This window comes from Corynebacterium ihumii (assembly GCF_028609825.1).
Lineage (GTDB): Bacteria > Actinomycetota > Actinomycetes > Mycobacteriales > Mycobacteriaceae > Corynebacterium > Corynebacterium afermentans.
On sequence record NZ_CP063190.1, the window covers coordinates 245,343 to 264,309 of the forward strand.

At 65.8% G+C, this 18,967-nt stretch carries 16 protein-coding genes and 1 pseudogene; 9 read left to right on the forward strand and 8 right to left on the reverse strand.

The window, feature by feature from the left end; all coding sequences use genetic code 11:
- Nucleotides 1–8: 8 nt before the first annotated feature.
- From CIHUM_RS01200 to CIHUM_RS01210, 3 genes are all read right to left on the reverse strand, one after another.
- Nucleotides 9–1,976 (reverse strand): prolyl oligopeptidase family serine peptidase, encoded by a 1,968-nt coding sequence (locus CIHUM_RS01200; protein WP_081634354.1) that lies wholly within the window; start codon nucleotides 1,974–1,976, stop codon nucleotides 9–11.
- A 1-nt stretch (nucleotide 1,977) separates the two neighbouring features.
- Entirely contained in the window at nucleotides 1,978–3,099 is a 1,122-nt protein-coding gene (locus CIHUM_RS01205) for an alpha/beta hydrolase (protein WP_034997058.1), read from the reverse strand.
- Nucleotides 3,100–3,445: 346 nt separating this feature from the next.
- Nucleotides 3,446–4,882 carry an alpha/beta hydrolase gene (locus CIHUM_RS01210; RefSeq protein ID WP_051106240.1) on the reverse strand — a complete coding sequence of 479 codons (1,437 nt, stop codon included), beginning with the start codon at nucleotides 4,880–4,882 and terminating at the stop codon, nucleotides 3,446–3,448.
- Nucleotides 4,883–4,962: 80 nt separating this feature from the next.
- Here CIHUM_RS01210 and lpdA point away from each other — a divergent pair, with 80 nt between their 5' ends.
- Nucleotides 4,963–6,375, forward strand: coding sequence for a dihydrolipoyl dehydrogenase (gene lpdA / locus CIHUM_RS01215; protein ID WP_034997060.1), 1,413 nt, complete (start codon nucleotides 4,963–4,965; stop codon nucleotides 6,373–6,375).
- Nucleotides 6,376–6,782: 407 nt separating this feature from the next.
- On the opposite strand, the gene CIHUM_RS01220 is transcribed toward lpdA, so the two are convergent.
- Nucleotides 6,783–7,247 (reverse strand): SRPBCC family protein, encoded by a 465-nt coding sequence (locus tag CIHUM_RS01220; RefSeq protein ID WP_034997061.1) that lies wholly within the window; start codon nucleotides 7,245–7,247, stop codon nucleotides 6,783–6,785.
- Nucleotides 7,248–7,512: 265 nt separating this feature from the next.
- Between CIHUM_RS01220 and CIHUM_RS01225 the strand changes: the two genes are divergently transcribed.
- The 7 genes from CIHUM_RS01225 (at nucleotide 7,513) to CIHUM_RS01255 (ending at nucleotide 13,837) form a co-directional block, all read left to right on the forward strand.
- Entirely contained in the window at nucleotides 7,513–8,286 is a 774-nt protein-coding gene (locus CIHUM_RS01225) for a succinate dehydrogenase cytochrome b subunit (protein WP_034997063.1), read from the forward strand.
- Between the two features lie 21 nt (nucleotides 8,287–8,307).
- Nucleotides 8,308–10,386 (forward strand): fumarate reductase/succinate dehydrogenase flavoprotein subunit, encoded by a 2,079-nt coding sequence (locus tag CIHUM_RS01230; protein ID WP_034997065.1) that lies wholly within the window; start codon nucleotides 8,308–8,310, stop codon nucleotides 10,384–10,386.
- Nucleotides 10,386–11,135: a succinate dehydrogenase/fumarate reductase iron-sulfur subunit gene (locus CIHUM_RS01235; protein ID WP_034997066.1), complete on the forward strand. Its 750-nt coding sequence runs from the start codon at nucleotides 10,386–10,388 to the stop codon at nucleotides 11,133–11,135. Before CIHUM_RS01230 ends, CIHUM_RS01235 begins: the two co-directional genes overlap by 1 nt.
- Nucleotides 11,136–11,235: 100 nt before the next feature.
- On the forward strand, nucleotides 11,236–11,604 hold the full coding sequence (locus CIHUM_RS01240) for a hypothetical protein (RefSeq protein ID WP_034997068.1): 369 nt from the start codon (nucleotides 11,236–11,238) through the stop codon (nucleotides 11,602–11,604).
- Nucleotides 11,605–11,688: 84 nt separating this feature from the next.
- A complete protein-coding gene (locus CIHUM_RS01245) occupies nucleotides 11,689–12,972 on the forward strand; it encodes a DUF445 domain-containing protein (protein WP_034997812.1) in 1,284 nt (427 codons plus the stop codon).
- A 14-nt stretch (nucleotides 12,973–12,986) separates the two neighbouring features.
- Nucleotides 12,987–13,517, forward strand: coding sequence for a CGLAU_01105 family protein (locus CIHUM_RS01250; RefSeq protein ID WP_034997070.1), 531 nt, complete (start codon nucleotides 12,987–12,989; stop codon nucleotides 13,515–13,517).
- A 59-nt stretch (nucleotides 13,518–13,576) separates the two neighbouring features.
- Nucleotides 13,577–13,837: a DUF2516 family protein gene (locus CIHUM_RS01255; protein WP_034997814.1), complete on the forward strand. Its 261-nt coding sequence runs from the start codon at nucleotides 13,577–13,579 to the stop codon at nucleotides 13,835–13,837.
- Here CIHUM_RS01255 and CIHUM_RS01260 read toward each other — a convergent pair.
- The 3 genes and pseudogenes from CIHUM_RS01260 to CIHUM_RS01270 form a co-directional block, all read right to left on the reverse strand.
- Nucleotides 13,825–14,592, reverse strand: a complete 768-nt coding sequence (locus tag CIHUM_RS01260) for an LmeA family phospholipid-binding protein (RefSeq protein WP_034997071.1) — start codon at nucleotides 14,590–14,592, stop codon at nucleotides 13,825–13,827. The genes CIHUM_RS01255 and CIHUM_RS01260 overlap by 13 nt on opposite strands.
- Before the next feature lie 9 nt (nucleotides 14,593–14,601).
- Nucleotides 14,602–15,407 (reverse strand): annotated as a pseudogene (locus CIHUM_RS01265) (class I SAM-dependent methyltransferase).
- Nucleotides 15,407–15,898, reverse strand: a complete 492-nt coding sequence (locus CIHUM_RS01270) for a DUF2505 domain-containing protein (RefSeq protein WP_034997073.1) — start codon at nucleotides 15,896–15,898, stop codon at nucleotides 15,407–15,409. Before CIHUM_RS01270 ends, CIHUM_RS01265 begins: the two are co-directional and overlap by 1 nt.
- 18 nt (nucleotides 15,899–15,916) lie before the next feature.
- Here CIHUM_RS01270 and CIHUM_RS01275 point away from each other — a divergent pair, with 18 nt between their 5' ends.
- A complete protein-coding gene (locus tag CIHUM_RS01275) occupies nucleotides 15,917–16,924 on the forward strand; it encodes a UDP-N-acetylmuramate dehydrogenase (protein ID WP_034997075.1) in 1,008 nt (335 codons plus the stop codon).
- 303 nt (nucleotides 16,925–17,227) lie between these two features.
- Here the strand turns inward: CIHUM_RS01275 and CIHUM_RS01280 are convergent, their stop codons facing one another.
- Nucleotides 17,228–18,964 (reverse strand): long-chain-fatty-acid--CoA ligase, encoded by a 1,737-nt coding sequence (locus CIHUM_RS01280; RefSeq protein ID WP_034997076.1) that lies wholly within the window; start codon nucleotides 18,962–18,964, stop codon nucleotides 17,228–17,230.
- Nucleotides 18,965–18,967 lie beyond the last annotated feature (3 nt).

Consider the following 18,967-nt stretch of genomic DNA (forward strand, 5'->3'; position numbering starts at 1 on the left):
GGGGAAGTCTACGCCAGGGGTGTGCCGATCTTGTCGTCGATCCACAGGTAGATCAACGCCTCCACCCGCGACACCTGTGCATTATCGGCGGCACCTGCGTGACCGCCTGCGGTGTTTTCGAAGTAGTCCACCGGCTGGCCAGCCCGCCACAGCGCGAGCGCGAAGGTGCGGGCGTGGGCGGGGTGGACGCGGTCGTCGCGCGTGGAGGTGGTCACCAGCGCCGGGGGATAGGCCACCTCGTCCCGCGGGCGGACGTTGTGCAGCGGCGACCAGGTTTCGATCGCGGCGCGCTCTTCGGGGTTGTCCGGGTCGCCGTACTCCGCCATCCAGGACGCGCCGGCGGACAGGGTGTGGTAGCGCAGCATGTCCGTCAGCGGCACCTGGATCACCGCCGCGCCGAAGCACTCCGGGTACTTCACCAGCGCGCCGGAGGTGAGCAGCCCGCCATTCGAGCCGCCACGGATGGCAATCTGCGCAGGCGTGGCGTAGCCGCGGGCGACGACGTCCTCGAGCACCGCCTTGTGGTCCTCCCACACCTTGTGGCGGTTGGTCTTGACCACCTGCGAGTGCCACTCGGGCCCGAATTCGCCGCCGCCGCGCAGGTTGGGCTGGACGTAGAAGTTGCCCTGCTCCAGCCACGCGATGCCGCGCACGTTGGAAAACGCGGGCGTAAGCGAGACCTCGAAGCCGCCGTAGCCTCCCACCAGCGTGGGACGGGGACCACCGGAGAAGTCGCCGGTGATGAAGTACGGCAGGCGCGTGCCGTCGGCTGAGGTTACCCAGTGCTGGCGGGTTTCAAGCCCGCTCGTGTCGAAGTGGGCGGGGGCGCGCTTGGCTTCGGTGAGTGCGCCGGAGGCGTCGCCGCGCAACAGTGTTGTCGGCGTGGTGAAGGAGGAGGCGGCGACCCAGAACTCGTCGCCGGCCACCGGGTTTGCGGCCACCACGTGGGCGCTGGCGGCCTCGGGCAGGGTGAGTTCGGTGCGCTCCCAGGTGCCCAGCGTGAGGCGGGAGATGCTGGTGGCCACGTCCACGAGGCAGGTGATAAGCAGCGCGTTTTCCGTGAAGGTGATCGCTTCGACGGTCGCGTCCTGCTCGAGCACGGTGAAGTCGCGGGCGCCTTTATGGAACGCGTCGAGGTCGATCACGCCGAGGGCACCTGCGGGCACGCCCGCGAACTCGGTGCGCGGCTGGATGAACAGCCACTTCCGATGGGGGATGGCGTCGCAATCGTCCGGCACGTCGAGAAACTCGCCGTCTACCCACGTGCGTGAGGTGTAAAAATCGAGCGCCCGCGTGACGACGGTCCTCCGGTCCACCACGTCATAGCCCGCCCCGACGGCCACGTCGCCGGGCTCGCCGGTGAAGATGACGGTTGTGTCGCCGCCGCGGGTCCAGCGCGCCACCTGCATGGGGTAGCCGGAATTGGTGACCGTGCCCGGGCCTTCGTCGGTGCCCACCAGGATGGTGTCGCGGTCTACCCAGCTGACATTCGTTTTCGCCTCGTCGATGGTGAAGCCGCCCTCTGCCGGATCCACGAAGGCGCGGGTTTCAAGGTCGAACTCGCGCACCATCACCGCGTCCGCGCCGCCTCGCGACAGGCGGATCAGCGCCCGGTCCCAGCTCAACGGCAACACGGTTGCGCCCTTGTACACCCAGTCCTCGTCCTCGTCGGCGGCGAGCGCGTCGACGTCGAGGAGGACGTCCCAATCGGTTGCTCCCTCGCCGAGGAAGGAGGAGAGGGACGTTCGGCGCCAGATTCCGCGCTCGTGCTCGGCGTCGCGCCAGAAGTTGTACAGGTCCTCGCCGCGCCGGGTGACAAACGGGATCCGGTCGTCCGAATCCAAAGCGGCGCGGATCCGCTTACGCAGCGCGGACGAATCGAGCCGCGCTTCTGTCGCGTCGGACCACTCCCGGGCCCATTTCAGGGCGGGGGCGGCCGTGAGGTCGTCGAGAAGCTTGGGCTCGATATCGCGCACGCTAAGCCCCCAGAGCAGGCTTGATTGTGGTGTGCCAGGCGCGGTCCATGTCCTCGGTCCAGTACGGCCAGGAGTGGGTGCCCACGTTGCGCAGCTCGAAGTGCGCCGGGATGCCCAGCCCGTCCAGCTTGGCCTTCAGGTCGTGGGTGCATTTGTTCACCGCGGCTTCGATCACGCCGCCTTCGACCTGCAGCACACCCGCGCTGAGCTGCGCCGCCGGCATCGGGGCGCCCTTGCCCAGCAGGTAGCTGACCTGGTCCGGGTGGCCCGCCAGCCCCGTGCCGGAGGAGATGTACAGACGGGTGCCGCGCAGCTTCTCCGCGCCCAAAAGCGCGTCGTTGTAGCGGTTGTACGGCCCGTTCATCGGCCCCCACATCATCTCCGGGGTGACCGTTCGGAAATTCGGGTTGCCCGCGCGGTTGACGGTCACGCGCGCGAAATTGTAGCCGTGCGGCGAAGACGTGGACGCGCAGCCGGAAAACGCCGCCACGGCCTGGTACATCCCCGGATTATGCTGCGCGAACAGCAGGGCGGAGGTGGCGGACATGGACACGCCGGTCACGGCGCGGCGGCCGTTGGCGCCCACCACGCGCTCGATCGGGCCGGGAAGCTCCTTGGTCAAAAACGTCTCCCACTTCTGCGGGCCGTTGATGTAGTCGGAGGCGACGTCGTTTTTCACCCAGTCCGTGTAGTAGGAAAACGCGCCGGCCTGCGGCACCACCACGTTGACGCCTTTGCCGGCGAAGTAGTCCTTCACCGGGTAGAGCTTCAGCCAGTCCTGGTTCTGCTCTGCGCCGCCGGCACCGTTGAGCAGGTACAGCGTCGGTGCGTTGCGCACGCGGTTGCCGGCGGCGTCGGTGGCCGGCACCACTGCGACCGGGATGTCGCGGCGCATGGAGGGGGAGTACACGTTGTAGGACAGCACCGTCTTGTGGTCCACCTGGTTGGCCCACTCCTGCGGCTGGCCGGTGCGGGTGATCCGCGGCGGGTTCGATCGTGCGTCCCACGCCTTCACAACGCCTTCCTGGCCGGCTGGCTGCTGGGCGGAGGTCGCCGGTGCGCTGGTGCCGGCGAGGGAGACTGCCGTGAGGGCGGCAAGCGCCGCCGCCTTGATCTTCTTCATGTGTGTATCCAGTCCTGGGGGAGGGGGTTAAACTGACAGGCAATTATTGCGCCATTCTATGGGACATTCGTTACTGTAGTGGCCAGCGTTACGCGTGTGGCGTGTTGCGCCGCCCGCCCGGAAACCCCGAAAGGATCCCCAAAAAATGAACCCCATCGAAACCGCCCAGGTGCAGATCAACCAGCTTCTCGGCGAGCTCGTGCACGCAGGCTCCTCCATGTCCTCCACCATCGCCTACGGCATGGGCATGTTCTAAGGGCAATGTTCTAGCGCGCTGCGCAGCGAAAAAGGTGCCTCCCCGGACTGTTGTCGGGGAGGCACCTTTGGTTCGTCGACAAGCAGGTGCCTACTGCTCCAGGCCGAGCGCCTTCTTGAACACCTTGTCAAAGGAAAGCTGCACGTCGTTGCCCCAGGACGCCCAGCTGTGGGTGCCCACATTGCGCAGCTCAGCGTGGGTGACCTCCACGTCGTTGGCGCGCATCTTCACCATCAGGTCGTGGGTGCAGGCGTTCATCGCAGCCTCGATCACGCCGCCTTCGACCTGCAGGGTCATCGCGTTGGACAGTGCGCGGGCCGAAGCCGAGTCCGGGTCCACGCCGTACTTATCGATCAAGCGGTCCTTCAGGTAGCCCGGCGTATCGCTCGCGCCCGCCAGACCGGTGCCGGTGGACAGGTACACCGCGGTGCCCTTCAGATCTGCGGCGTTGACCAGCGCGTCGTAGTGGCGGTTGTAGTCCGAGCCGCGCTCTCCGAAGATGTACTCCGGCGTCATCACATTCGGCGCGCCGCGGCTGACGGTCAGGTCCAGGAACGCCCACGGGATCGGCCGGGACGTCGCCGCGCAGCCGGAGAAGGAGCCGACCGCGTCGTAGAAGCCCGGGTTGTGCTCCGCCAGCAGCAGCGCGGAGGTCGCGGCCATGGACAGGCCGGCCGCCGCGCGGTGCTCCTCGTCGGCGTTCATGTACGGCTCAACCGCCTGCGGCAGCTCGTGAGCCAGGAAGGTCGACCACATCTGCTTGCCGTGGAAGAACGGGTTCGTGTCCGTGTCCACCGGCGGCTCGGCGGCCCAGTCCACGTAGTAGGAGAACGCGCCTTCCATCGGGATGACAACGTTCGCGCCGGAATCCTTGTAGGTCTCTTCCAGCTCGTCGTAGGCCTGCGCCACCCAGTCGGTGTCCTGCTCGGATCCGCCGGCGCCGTTGAGCAGGTAGACCGTCGGGGCGTTCTCCTTGCGGTCGCCGTTTTCGTCGGTGGCGTAGAAGATCGCCACCGGGATGTCGCGCTCCATGGACTCGGAGTACACGGAGATTGCCTCGTTGTCCCAGGTGTCGCGGTGGCGAGCGAGGATGCGCACCCACGCCTGGTCCTTGCCCTGGTACGTCTTCGGCGCCTCGTCGAGCGGGCGGACGTTCGGGTGCTCGTCCGTCGGCTCTGGGTCCTCGGTGGTCTCCACGACCGTTACGGTCGGGCTCGTGCTAGTCAGCGTCGCATCCGTCGCCGCCGTCGTCGCCGCCGTTGTCGCTGTGGTGGCCGTTGTGGCCGTCGTGGACATCGGCACAACCTTCGGCTTCTCCGACGTGGTGGTGGTCGGGCTCGTGGTCGAGTTCGCGGTGGTGCTGGTTGTTGGGGTGGGAAGCGAGGTCTGCACGGTCGTCGCCGCCGGGGACAGGGTGGTGACCGGCTTGTCGGCGCCGCCCTCCGCGAAGTGCTGGACGGCGGGCACGGAGCCTGCGGCGATAAGGGCGGCGGCGCCGAGGGCTACCGCCGTGCGAGTGAACTTCACAGTGAACCGCTCACTTTCATTCAAAGAAGAAACAAGATGCTCCGCAACATTTTGCCAGACGGACACGTACGATATGCAGCGTGAGTAAAGAACATTTTGACGTTGTTGTCCTCGGCGCTGGCCCCGGTGGCTACGTCGCCGCCATCCGTGCAGCTCAGCTGGGTAAAAAGGTAGCTGTTATTGAGAAGCAGTACTGGGGCGGTGTCTGCCTCAACGTGGGCTGCATTCCCTCCAAGGCCCTGATCAAGAACGCTGAAGTGGCTGAGATCTTCAACCACGAAGCCAAGACGTTCGGCATCAAGGGCGACGTGGAGTTCGACTACACCGATGCCCACAAGCGTTCCCGCAAGGTCTCCCAGAAGATCGTCGGCGGCGTGCACTACCTGATGAAGAAGAACAAGATCCAGGAGATCAACGGCCTGGGCACCTTCACGGACGCCAAGACCATCGAGATCGCCGACGGCGACGACAAGGGTATGACCGTCACCTTCGATGACTGCATCATCGCCACCGGCGCCGTTGTGCGCACCCTGCCGGGCATCGAGCTGTCCGACAACGTGGTCTCCTACGAGGAGCAGATCCTCAACCCGGAGGCCCCGGAGAAGATGGTCATCGTCGGTGCCGGCGCGATCGGCATGGAGTTCGCCTACGTGCTGTCCAACTACGGCGTGGACGTCACGGTCATCGAGTATCAGGACCGCGTCCTGCCCAATGAGGACAAGGACGTGTCCAAGGAGATCGCCAAGGCATACAAGAAGCTCGGCGTGAAGCTGCTCACCGGCCACGCCACCACCGAGGTGCGCGACAACGGCGATTCCGTCGAGGTGGACGTGAAGAAGAACGGCTCCGACGACGTGGAGACGCTCACCGCGGATCGCGTGATGATCTCCGTCGGCTTCGCCCCGCGCACCGAGGGCTACGGCCTGGAGAACACGGGCGTCGAGCTCACGGACCGCGGCGCCATCGCCATCGACGAGCGCATGCGCACCAACGTCGACGGCATCTACGCCATCGGCGACGTGACCGCGAAGCTGCAGCTCGCGCACGTGGCTGAGGCCCAGGGCATCATCGCCGCTGAAACCATCGCGGACGCGGAGACCCTCGAGATCGAGGATTACATGATGACCCCGCGCGCCACCTTCTGTAACCCGCAGGTCGCTTCCATGGGTTACACCGAGGAGCAGGCGAAGGAGAAGTGGCCGGACCGCGACATCAAGGTCGCCACCTTCCCGTTCACCGCAAACGGCAAGGCAGTCGGCCTGAACGAGACTGCCGGCTTTGGCAAGCTCGTCGCGGACGCCGAGTTCGGCGAGATCCTCGGTGCGCACCTGGTTGGCGCCAACGTCTCCGAGCTGCTTCCGGAGGTCGTGCTGGCGCAGCGCTTCGACCTCACCGCAGGCGAGATCGCGCGCTCCATCCACATCCACCCGACCCTGTCCGAGGTGCTCAAGGAGATCGCGCACGGCGTCGAAGGCCACATGATCAACCTCTAAGCCTTCGCTTTACGACGCACCAAAGGCGGGCCCCGCTTTCCTGCAGGGCCCGCCTTTTTGCGTGCGCATTCGGCGGGGCCAGGCTGGGGCAGTCTTGAAATGCCCTGATCGGCCGCGCCGGCGGCAGATCTGCTAGTTCACCTGCGGAGGTGCGGTGCCGGAACTAGCAGATCAGGCTCGTAGTGAAAGCCGTTGCCGATATCACCTGCGGGAATGAAAAGTTGGGGAAGCGATCTGCTAGTTCGGTTCTGGGGGTTGCTAGCAGATCTGCAATTCGAAGTACTGCAGCGCGGTGCTGGACTGGGGGATGGGGGCGGTCGCGCCGGCGAAGCGGCGGGCATGCGAAAGGCGGCCGACCGGGCGCTGGGTCCGGCGGGCCGCCTTTGGTGACGTCGAGAAGCGAAGGCTTATGCGCCTGCGACTGCCTCTGCGAGGGAGTCGAGGGACTTAGCCAGGAAGTCGTCGTCGAACTTCTCGGTCATTGCGAGGAGGTTCTCCTCCAGCTCATCGCGCTGGTAGGTGAGGGTGACGTTGGTGTTGTCAGCGTCGATCGGCTCGAGCTCGTAGAGCCACTTCGCGCCGACCTTCACCTCAGCAGTGGTGTTCTCCACGTTCTTCCAGCCGATGACGCGGTCGTCCTGGATGGCGAAGACCTCGTTGACGGTCTGGTAGTCGCCGTCCTCCTTGGTCATGTTCATGGTGAAGGTGTCGCCGACATTCTTCAGACGCTCGCCCTGGTCGGCAGAGACGACCATGCCGGAGTTGTCCGTCTCGGCGTGGCGCTCGGGGTTGGAGAGGATGTCGAAGATCTCGGCTGCGGGAGCGTCGATCTGGCGGGTTGCTTTGTTTTCAGTGTTCTTGTCGATAGCCATGGCAGCCAGGGTACCGATTTTCCGCAGATGGAGTCGGTTCCGGAGTTAGGTCCAGCTAACCAACCAAAGATTGACACTGAACGGGGTGGAGAATGTGGGATTCGAGGCGGATTGCCGCGGTGGTGCCGAAGGTCACAATCGGTGTGGCGTGCTGGATGAATGGCTCAAGTGGGGGTTGAGGTTGGGGGAGTGTGGGGTCAACCTGGCAATCCAGTGTGTGTGAGCGGGGGCTTTCTCCTAGAGTATTAGCGACACTGGAGGTGCCATGACTGTACAAAACGCAGACCGTGAAGCCATTCGTCACGGAAAAATTACCGAGAAGCCGCTGCGCGAGCGGCCGTCCTACCCCACGTGGGCCATCAAGCTGACCATGGCGATCACCGGCCTTATCTTCGGCCTGTTCGTCCTTGGCCACATGGTGGGCAACCTGAAGATCTTTATGCCGCTGAACGCCGACGGCTCCGCGCCGATCGACGACTACGGCGAGTTCCTGCGCACGATCGGCGAGCCGCTGTTCCCGCGAGAGGGCTTCCTGTGGATTCTCCGCATCGCCCTGCTGGTCTGCCTCGTGCTGCACGTGTGGGGCGCTTTCGCCCTGCGCGCCCGCTCCAGCGCATCCCGCGGCCGCTTCAAGCGCACGAACCTGATGGGTGGATGGCAGTCCACCGCCACCAAGTCGATGATCTGGACCGGCATCATCTTGCTGCTGTTCATCATCTTCCACCTGCTGGACCTGACTCTTGGCCAGGCTGTCGCCTCCGACGAGTTCGTCCACGGTGCGGTGCGCAACAACCTGCTCGCCACCTTTGCCCCGGGCCGCTGGTGGGTCACGCTGGTGTACGTGGTTGCCAACCTGGCGCTGCTGCTGCACCTGACGCACGGTATCTACCTTGCGGTGTCCGACCTCGGTTGGCTGGGTAAGCGCGGCGAAGGCCTGATGGTCATCCTCGCGTACATCCTCCCGTTCATCGTTGTCGCTGGCAACGTTGTCATGCCGCTCGCTATCGCGTTCGGCTGGGTCCCGGATTTTTCCAGGTAACGGCTTTTTAGGAGAACAACTATGACTACCTCTATTTCCGGTCTTTCCGGGGCCCAGGGTTCCAACGGCGGGGAGCAGACCTCCGCTCAGTCCAAGGGCCAGCAGAGCACCGGCGGCTTCCGCCAGCCCGAGTCCGTCGCTGCAGGCGTGACCCCGGGTAACGTCCTCGAGTCCCACGAGCCGAACCGCGACGAGGTTCGGATGAAGGACATGTGGCAGTACCAGAAGGACCACATGAACCTGGTCTCGCCGCTGAACCGCCGCAAGTTCACCGTGCTGGTGGTCGGCACCGGCCTGTCCGGCGGCGCTGCGGCTGCCGCGCTCGGCGAGCTGGGCTACAACGTCAAGGCATTCACCTACCACGACGCTCCGCGCCGTGCGCACTCCATTGCGGCCCAAGGCGGCGTGAACTCCGCCCGCGGTAAGAAGGTGGACAACGACGGCGCCTACCGCCACACCAAGGACACCGTCAAGGGCGGCGACTACCGCTGCCGCGAGTCCGACTGCTGGCGCCTGGCCGTTGAGTCTGTCCGCGTGATCGACCACATGAACGCCATCGGTGCCCCCTTCGCCCGCGAGTACGGCGGCACCCTGGCCACCCGCTCCTTCGGCGGTGTGCAGGTCTCGCGCACCTACTACACCCGCGGCCAAACAGGCCAGCAGCTGCAGCTGTCCACCGCGTCGTCGCTGCAGCGTCAGATCCACCTGGGCAACGTGGAGATCTTCACCCACCACGACCTAATGGACCTGATCATCACCGAGAAGGACGGCAAGAAGCACTGCGAGGGCATCGTCACCCGCAACCTGATCAACGGCGAGATCGCGCCGTTTACGGGACACGCTGTCATCCTCGCCACCGGCGGTTACGGCAACGTGTACCACAAGACCACGCTGGCCAAGAACTCCAACTCTTCCGCCATGATGCGCGCCTACGAGCGCGGCGCGTACCTCGCGTCCCCGTGCTTCGTGCAGTTCCACCCGACCGGCCTGCCAGTCAACGCGAAGTGGCAGGCGAAGACGACGCTGATGTCCGAGTCGCTGCGTAACGACGGCCGCATCTGGACCCCGAAGGAAAAGGGCGACGACCGCGACCCGAACACCATCCCGGAGGAGGAGCGCGACTACTTCCTGGAGCGCCGCTACCCGGCCTTCGGCAACCTCGTGCCCCGCGACGTCGCGTCGCGTGCGATCTCCCAGCAGCTCAACGCCGGCTACGGCGTGGGCCCGCTGCACAACTCCGCGTACCTGGACTTCAAGGATGCGATTGAGCGCCTCGGTGAGGACACCATCCGCGAGCGCTACTCCAACCTGTTCGAGATGTACGAGGACTCCACCGGCGAGGACCCGTACAAGGCCCCGATGCGTATCGCCCCGACTGTCCACTTCACCATGGGCGGCCTGTGGACGGACTTCAACGAGATGACCTCCATCGACGGCCTGTTCGCCGCCGGTGAGTGCTCCTGGACCTACCACGGCGCGAACCGCCTGGGCGCGAACTCGCTGCTGTCCGCTTCTGTGGACGGCTGGTTCACCCTGCCGTTCACGGTGCCGAACTACCTGGCCGACCACCTCGGCGAGGAGAAGCTTCCGGAGGACTCCCGCGAGGCCCAGGACGTGGTGGCTGACGTCACCGAGCGCATCGAGCGCATCATGTCCATCCGCGGTCCGGAGCCGCACGGCCCGGAGCACTTCCACGAGCAGCTCGGCGACATCCTCTACGAGCACTGCGGCGTGTCCCGCACCGTGGAGGGCCTGGAGGAGGGCATCCGCAAGATCCGCGCCCTGCGCGAGGACTTCTGGACCAACATCTCCATCCCGGGTTCCCCGAACGACATGAACCAGACGCTGGAGGCTGCGCTGCGCCTCGTCGACTACATCAACCTCGGCGAGCTCATGTGCATCGACGCTCTGGACCGCGACGAGTCCTGCGGTGCGCACTACCGTATGGACCACCTCACCGATGACGGCGAGGCAGAGCGTGACGACGACAACTGGTGCTTCGTGTCGGCCTGGGAGCCGGCCGGTGAAGGCCAGTTCATCCGCCACGCAGAACCCCTGCACTTTGATTCGATCCCGCTGATGGCAAGGAACTACAAGTAATGAAACTGACACTTGAAATCTGGCGCCAGGCTGGTCCTGACACCGAGGGCAGCTTCGAGACCGTACAGGTCGATGACGCTGTGGAGCAGATGTCCATCCTGGAGCTGCTCGACCACGTGAACGAGACCTACGTCGAGCAGGGCAAGGAGCCGTTCGTCTTCGCCTCCGACTGCCGCGAGGGCATTTGCGGCACCTGTGGCCTGCTGGTCAACGGTCGCCCGCACGGCGCAGGCCAGAACACCACTGCGTGCCTGCAGCGTCTGTTCAACTACAAGGACGGCGACACCCTGAAGATCGAGCCGTTCCGCTCCGGCGCGTTCCCGGTGATCAAGGACCTCGCCGTGGACCGCTCCGCGCTGGACCGCGTGATGGAGCAGGGCGGCTACGTCTCCGTCAACGCCGGCACCGCGCCGGACGCTGACACCCTGGCCGTGAACCACCACGACGCGGAGACCGCGCTCGACTACGCTGCCTGCATCGGCTGTGGCGCATGCGTGGCCGCGTGCCCGAACGGCGCCGCGCACCTGTTCACCGGCGCGAAGCTGAAGCACCTGAAGCTTCTGCCGTTGGGTAAGCAGGAGCGTTCCCGCCGCGCCCGCAAGATGGTCGACGAGCTGGAGACCAACTTCGGCCACTGCTCGCTGTACGGCGAGTGCGCTGATGTGTGCCCGGCTGGCATCCCGCTGGATGCAGTTGGCGCGATCAACGCCGAACGCGCCCGCGCTGCCTTCAAGGGCGGCGACGACTAGAGGCGACAACTAGAGCCAACAACGAAGCCTGTCGTATACTCGAACTATCGCAGCAGCTCACGCTGAAGCCACACCGAAGCTGAAGAAGGAAGCAAGAACAATGGGTTCCACCGCAGTTGCAGATATCCGCAACGAGTCCTACCCGGAGTACGCTGGCCGCATCGATGACACGTACATCGAGGGCTACGATCCGGTGTCCCTGGGTGCTCCGCACTCCTCCCTGTCTCGGATCCCGACCTGGGTTGCAATGGGCCTGATCCTGTCCACCCTCTTTGGCATCGGTCTGGCCGTGTGGGGCGCCGGCGCGATGGTGTACGGCTTCGGCTCCCAGACGCACGGTCTGGCGGAGCGCCTGCTCATCCTCGGCGTTATTGAGGCAGTGGTCACCGCAGTCCTCGGCGCCATCCTGATTGTCGTGGGCCGCAAGGACTACAAGGCGTACCGCAAGCGCACCGGCCGCGTGAACTAACCGCGCAGCACCGAAATTGCCCTCTCCACCTGCGGAGGGGGCATTTTTCGTGCCCGTGTCGGCACGCCTGCTTTAATCATGGTCATGAGCGAGCAGCTTTCCATGATGCCCACCCCCACGAACGAGGAGGAGCGCCGCCGCGTGCTGCGCAAGCACAAGATCGCGGTGACCAGTCTCCTGGGCCTGATGGCGGTGGTGTTTTTGTCCTGCTCGTGGGCGCAGTCCCAGGGCAATGACGCCGCCTGGATCGGCTACGTCCGCGCCGCGGCGGAGGCGGGCATGGTCGGCGGTCTGGCGGACTGGTTCGCTGTCACCGCGCTGTTTAAGTACCCAATGGGCATTCCCATCCCGCACACCGCGATCATCCCCAACAAAAAGGACCAGGTTGCCGGTGTGCTCAGTGATTTCGTGTCCGAGAATTTCCTCAACGCCCGCACCATCACGGACAAAGTGATGGCCGCCGGCATCCCGGAGCGCGTTGGGCGCTGGCTGGCCAAGCCGGAGAACGCGGAGCGGGTCAGCGAGGAGGCCGGCAAGTTCACCGTCCGCATGGTGGAGGGCATTGACCCGGCTGAGGCGGAGACGTTCATCAACGCCCAGCTCGTTGACCGCCTGGCCGAGCCGATCTGGGGCCCGCCGCTGGGCCGCACACTGGAGGGGCTGATCGCGGACGGCAAGGTGGATCCGGTGGTCGACGACATCGTCGCCTGGGGGCGCCGCAAGGTCGACAACATGGAGGCCACCGTGGTCACCATGATCGACGAGCGAATGCCGCGCTGGGCCCCGCGGTTTGCAAAGGAGCTGGTGGGCCAGCGCGTCTATGACGAGATGGTCGCGTTCATGGAGGACGTGGACACCAACCCGCACCACGAGGCGCGCCGCGGGATCCGCCGCCAGATCACCCAGTTCGCCCAGGACCTCCAGTTCGACGGGGAGATGATTTCGCGGGTGGAGGCGCTCAAGGCCGACATCATGGGCTCCAGCGCGGTCACGTCCGCCGCGGCCAGCATCTGGGAGCAGGTCTCGGCGTCGATTGTGGCGCAGGCGTCGGATGGGGGAAGCGGGCTGCGTCGTAAAGCAGCTGCCTCGGCGCGTGAGTGGGGGCAGAAGCTTGTCGACGACCCTGCGGTCCGCGCCGACGCCGAACGAGCCCTGGAAAAGGCCACCCGCTTCGCCGCGGACAACGGCGCCGACCAGATTGTGGGCATCATCGCGGAGACCATCGAACGCTGGGACGGCGAAGAAGCGGCGGAGAAAATCGAGCTCATGGTGGGCAAAGACCTACAGTTCATCCGCCTCAACGGCACGATTGTCGGTGCACTGGCCGGGTTAGCTATTTACACTGGTTCTCAACTGATCTTCTACTAGCGAAGGAGCGAATGATGACCGAGAAGAACAACCTCAACAACAACACCGGCGACGAGGTGCGCAACAACCTGCGTGAGGCCGGCGACGCGCTGCTGTCCGCCGGCGCCGCTATCGGCGCGGCGCTGAGCAAGGCCACCGGCGAGCTGTCGGACCGTTTCAAGACCGCCACCGAGGACGCGCGCCAGAACCTGAGCAACGCGAACACCGAGGGCGAGGTGCGCGGCGCCGCTACCAACTTCACGGACGAGGCCGAAAAGCTCTTCAACAGCCTGCGTGAGGGGGACCTGCAGTTCACCGACGACGTGAAGGCGAAGCTGCGCAGCACTATCGACGAAGCACGCGCCGCGTTCAACGAGCGCCTCGACGGCACCCAGACCGAGGGGATTGAGGGCACCGTGGACGACCTGCGCGCCCGCTTCGAAGGTTTGGTGCAGCGCATCCAGGACCAGTTCGCCGGCGAGAAAACCGACGGCGATATCATCGACGGCGAAATTGTGGACAACTCCAACTCCACCACCGTCAACGTTGAGGATCTGAAGAAGTAAACGCCATGGAAACCGCCGCAGTCAGCCAAATTCACCAGATTATGTTGCTGCCGTCCCGTATGGGGATGGTGCTGATGATTGTGGTGGGCGTAGCCGGCATCGTCGGCGCTGTGATGGCGGCCACCACCCGCGCGGACGCCTTCGAGGCGGCGAACCGCCAGTCCAAGGGCGCCTGGGTGGGCATCCTGGCGCTGGCGGCGCTGGCGTGCCTGCTGCGCTTCCCCTTCATCGCGTGGTTCGGCGCGGTGGCGATTGGCATTTACTTTTTCGACGTGCGCCCGCATATCCAGCGCATCGTAAACGGCGACTACGGCTGGTAGGCGGGCTCCGCCGGCTGCAGCTCAGGCTGCTGGGGCTGCTGCATCTCCTGCAGCTCCTTGAAGTTCACGTCGTTGCCGGAAACCGTTACCCGGAGGCCACCGGGGATTACCGTGAAGTCTTCCACGCTCATCCCGCCGGTGGCCTCTTGCGCGACGCCCTGGGACATGGCGGAGCTGATCGCGTCGGCGACGTCGTCCGGCAGGGCGAATCCGAATAGCTCGGTGCTGCGCGCCTGGAACGTCAGCTGGCCGTCCTGCATCACCGGCTGCAGCTCAATCCCGGCCGCACCTGAGGTGAACACGATGGAAAACGTGCCGGCCTCCTCGTTGGATACCACGTCGGACACTGTGATCACGTTGGCGAGGAAGTTGTCGCCGATCTGATCCTGGATCTGCTGGTTCAGCATGGCGCGCACGAAGTCGTTGGGCAGCTCCGTGGTCAGGCGCACGGACTCGGCCACCGGCTCGCCGCCATTCAGGCGAACGTTGTCCATGTCCACCACGGACGCCGGGGTGCCGGTGATCTGGTCGCCGTTGACCTGAAGGTTGGACTGCTGGTCCACCGTCATGTGCGGGAATTTCCCGCCGAGCAGGCCAATGGTCACGGGGCTGGCGCCGAAGGACACTGAGGTGCCTTCGGGGGACTGGGAGGTGACCTGGTGAGCAACGAACGCTCGGATGCCTGCCTCCGCCACGATGAACAGCAGCAGCACCGCCACGATGATCGACAGGACAACTTTCCACGCAGTTTTCATGCGGCCAGTTTACGAAGCAGGAGCGACTGCCTGCCAATCCACAGTGACAAAGTTGTCGGCGAGGCGGCGCTGCTGCGGGTGCACCGGCCAGTCCCGGGCGAGGTCTTCGAGGGCGTGGCGCCACCGCACCCGGGGGCCGTGCGGGTCCCAGCCGCTGGCGCGTTCCCAAGCGGCGTCGGCAAGAAACTGGTGGATCGGTTCGCCCGGCACGTTGCGGTGGATCAGCGCCTTGGGCAGCCGCTCCGCCACCCTCCGAGGGCTTCGAGGTGTGGAAGGGGCTCCAGGTCAGGGTGAGGGTGCGGGGACCGGAGGCGTCGAGAAGCAGCCATGCGTAACGCCGCCCCAGCTCGTCGCAGGTGCCCTCGACGAAGAGGCCGCCGGGGGCAAGCCCCGCGCACACCGTGCGCCACACGTCGGGGACCTGGTCCACGTCGTATTGCCGCAGCACGTTGAAGGCGCGCACCAGGTGGGGGCGGTAGCCGGCGAGTTCGAAGCCGCCGAGTTCGAAGCGGACGCCGTCGCGAGGCGGCAGGACGCGCTCCGGGTTGATCTCTAGGCCCACGACCTCAATGTCGGGGCGGATTTGGCGCAGCCACCCGGCCCACTCCACGGTGGTGGTGTGGGACGCGCCGTAGCCCACGTCCACCGCCAGCGGCGCGGCGGCGGAGCGCAATAGGGACTGGACCCCGCGGGTTAAAGCGGGTCCAGCGATCTGACCTGCGCAAACGATTTACTCCGGTGGTGCCGCGGGTGATTACCCCGTAGGGCTTGCCGGCGGCACCCGGGGTGGCGCGCAGGTTGTGGTAGTGGGGAATTAGAGGTTCTCGCTAATCCACTGCTCGGTCAGCTTCGCCTCGTTTTCCACGATCTCCTCCAGCGCGTCGGCCACCTTCGGCTCCAGCGCGGCGCCCATGAACGGGATGTTCACCTTCGCCTCGAGCTCGTAGTCCAGCTTGGTGTTATCGCCGTCGCGGGTCGCGGTGTACTCGGCGCCCAGGTCCACCGGGGTGCCCTTCACGTCGCCGGTCATGGTGTGCTTGGCGGTGTCGCCGTCCAGCTCGCCGACGGTAACCACGCGCTTGAGCTTCAGGTCTTGGGAGACCATCGCCTGCGCGGCCTCCGGGAGGATGGACTTGGGCAGGATCTCAAACAGGGTGGCGGTGTTGTCCGCGAACTCGTTGAGCTCGCCCGGCTCCGGGGAGAGCTTCTCGGCGATGAACTCCCAGTATTCGCGGGTGCTGTAGGCCTGCGCGACCTTCTCGATCGGCTGGTTAATGGTCACGGTGATCTCACTACGTGCAGTCATGGCTCACAGACTACCGTTGTGGGCGTGACTGCCCCATCATTCGCCTCCCTGACCACGCTGCGCGTCGGCGGTACCCCGGCCGCGGCCTACGAGTGCACGAGCGCCGAGGAGCTCGCCGAAACCGTGGCTAAGCTCGACCGCGACCAGTCCCCGCTGCTGGTCGTCGGCGGCGGCTCCAACCTGGTCGTCGCGGATGGTGATCTCGATCTCGCGGCGGTCCTCGTGCGCAACGAGGGCATCTTGCCTATCGACGACCACCGGTTGCGCATCCAAGCCGGCACGGAATGGGACGCAGTGGTCGCCTACGCGGTGGAGCACGGACTGGGCGGCATTGAGGCCCTGTCCGGCATCCCTGGCTCCGCGGGCGCGACCCCGGTGCAGAACGTCGGGGCCTACGGCGCGGAGATCGCCGACGTTCTGACCCGCGTGCGCCTGCACAACCGCGAGACGGGTGTGGACGAGTGGGCGCCGGCGTCCTCGCTGGACCTGGCGTACCGGTACTCCAACCTGAAGTTCACCTCGCGCGCCGTCGTGTTGGAGATCGAGCTGCAGTTGGAAAAGACCGACGAGTCCATTCCTCTGCGCCACCTGGGCGGGGCGCGCGTGCCGCTGGCGCAGGCCCGCGAGTCCGTGCTGGAGACGCGCCGGGCGAAAGGCATGGTGCTGGATGCCTCAGACCACGACACGTGGTCCGCCGGCTCGTTTTTCACTAACCCGGTGGTGCCGTCGGCGCTTGCAGACGAGATCGCCGCGCACGTGGGCGAGGACGCCATGCCGCGCTTTGCCGCCGGCGACGGCAAGGAGAAGCTGTCGGCGGCCTGGCTCATCGAGCGCGCAGGCTGCCACCGCGGTTTCCCCGGCGATGACGCCCCGGCCCGGCTTTCCACCAAGCACACCCTCGCGCTGACCAACCGCGGCAACGCCAGCGCGGCCGATATTGTCGACCTGGCGCGCCGCGTGCAGGCCCAGGTCCGCGATGCGTTCGGGGTGGAGCTGCACCCCGAACCCGTCTGGGTCGGCCTCTAGGCACCGGGCGTGCCGGCCGTGCGTCGCTCAAGCTCTAGCGCTCGGCGCACCCGCGGCGGAGGGGCCGGCTCCACACGGGGAAGCCCGACGCGCCCACAGATGGTGAATTGTAAGTGGTGAAAACGCGAAAAATTTGGTCGGATTCACCATCCACGGTTCACCATTTGTGGGCCAGCGCGGTCCGATGCCGCAGCGCGGTTTAGGGGTGGGGGGACCTTGGAGCGGGGCCTCGGGGTGGCCGCGGCTACGCGCTGAGCGCCGGCCGACCGCTGGCCCGCGCTCGAGCACACCGCCGCCGAAGCGCTAACGCTCGGCGAGCTTGGACAGCAGGTCGTCGCGCACTTCGCGGCGGCGGATCTTGCCCATCTGGTCTTTCGCCAGCTCGTCGAAGTGGTAGAAGGTGCGCGGGACCTTGTAGCGGGTCAGGCGCTCGCGGGCGAAGTCTTTGAGGCCGTCGGGGTCGAGGGCGGAGCCGTCGTTAAGCACGATGCATGCGACGACATCCTCGGAGCCGTCTTCGCGCGGGCGGCCCACGACCGCGACATCGGCGACGTCCTTGTGGGTGCGGATGACCTCCTCGACCTCGGCCGGGTAGACGTTGAAGCCGCCGGTGATGATGAGCTCCTTGATGCGAGAGACCAGCTTGATAAAGCCGTCTTCCTCCATGATTCCCATGTCGCCGGTGCGGAACCAGCCGTTGTGGAAGACCTTTTCGGTGGCTTCGGGGTTGTTGAAGTAGCCGGAGAAGACCTGGGGGCCCTTGGCCAGGATCTCGCCGGCTTCGCCGAACGGCATGTCCTCGTCCGGGTTGTCGGGGTTGACAATGCGGATCTGGGTGTCGGGGAAGGGAATGCCGATGTAGCCGGGGCGGCGGTCCGAGGATTCGGGGTTGCCCACGATGATGGGGGAGGTTTCGGTGAGCCCGTAGCCCTCGACGAGGCGGCCGCCGGTGGCGCGCTCCCATTCCTCGATGACCTCGGCGGGCAGGGACGACGCGCCGGAGAAGCCGATTTTGACGTCGGAGAGGTCCACGTTTTTCTTCTTCGCCGTTTTCACGATGCGCTCGAAGACGGTGGGCACGCCCGGGATGAAGGTGGGCGGGGTGATGCGGATGGCCTTCATGATCAGGTCCATCTTCGGCGCCGGCAGCAGCACGAGTTCGGAACCGACCAGCATGGTCAGCGTGAGCGAAAACGTCAGGCCGTAGGCGTGGAAGAACGGCAGGGTGGCCAGCATGCGCTGGTTGCCTTGCTGCAGCTCGTTGACCCATGCCTGGCCCTGCAGCGGGTTGGCAATGAGGTTGCGGTGCGAAAGCGCCGCGCCCTTGGGGGCGCCGGTGGTGCCGGAGGTGTAGAGGATCACGGCGGTGGAGTCCGCGGTGACGTCCTCGGGGACGTGCAGGTCCGCGCCTAACCCGCCGATGGCGGAGCTGGTCAGCGACTCCCAGGGCACGGTGTGCAGGGAGGTGTTCTTGCTGGTGGCGGTGAGTGCTGCGCGGGCCTCCAGGATCTTCGGCAGCGGGATGCGCAGGGTGAGCTGCTGGGCGCGCGGCATGGCCTTGGTCATGTTGACGCTGACCACGGTTTCCAGCGGGGTGTCCGCGCGCAGTTTCTCCAGTGTGTCGGCGGCTTTGTCCCAGGCGATGGCGATGCGTGCGCCGTGGTCGATGAACTGGGGGCGCAGCTCGTGGGCGGTGTAGAGGGGGTTGTGCTCAACCACCACGCCGCCGATCATCTGCACGGCGAAAAACGCGGCGACGTGCTGGGGGCAGTTGGGCAGCATGATGGCCACGCGGTCGCCGGGGCGCACGCCGAAGGCTTTCAGCCCGGCGGCGGCGCGGCGCACCTCGCGGTCGAGCTCGCCGAAGGTTTGGGTGCGGCCGAAAAACCGGGTGGCGATGCGTGAGACGTTCTTTGACAGGTTTTGCTGGTACAGCTCGCCGAGGGTTTTCTCGCAGTAATCGAGCGAGTGCGCGGTCCACTCGGGGTAGTACTGCAGCCAGGGTTTGACGTCGTTGACGTTGGATGGGGTGAGAGCCATGCG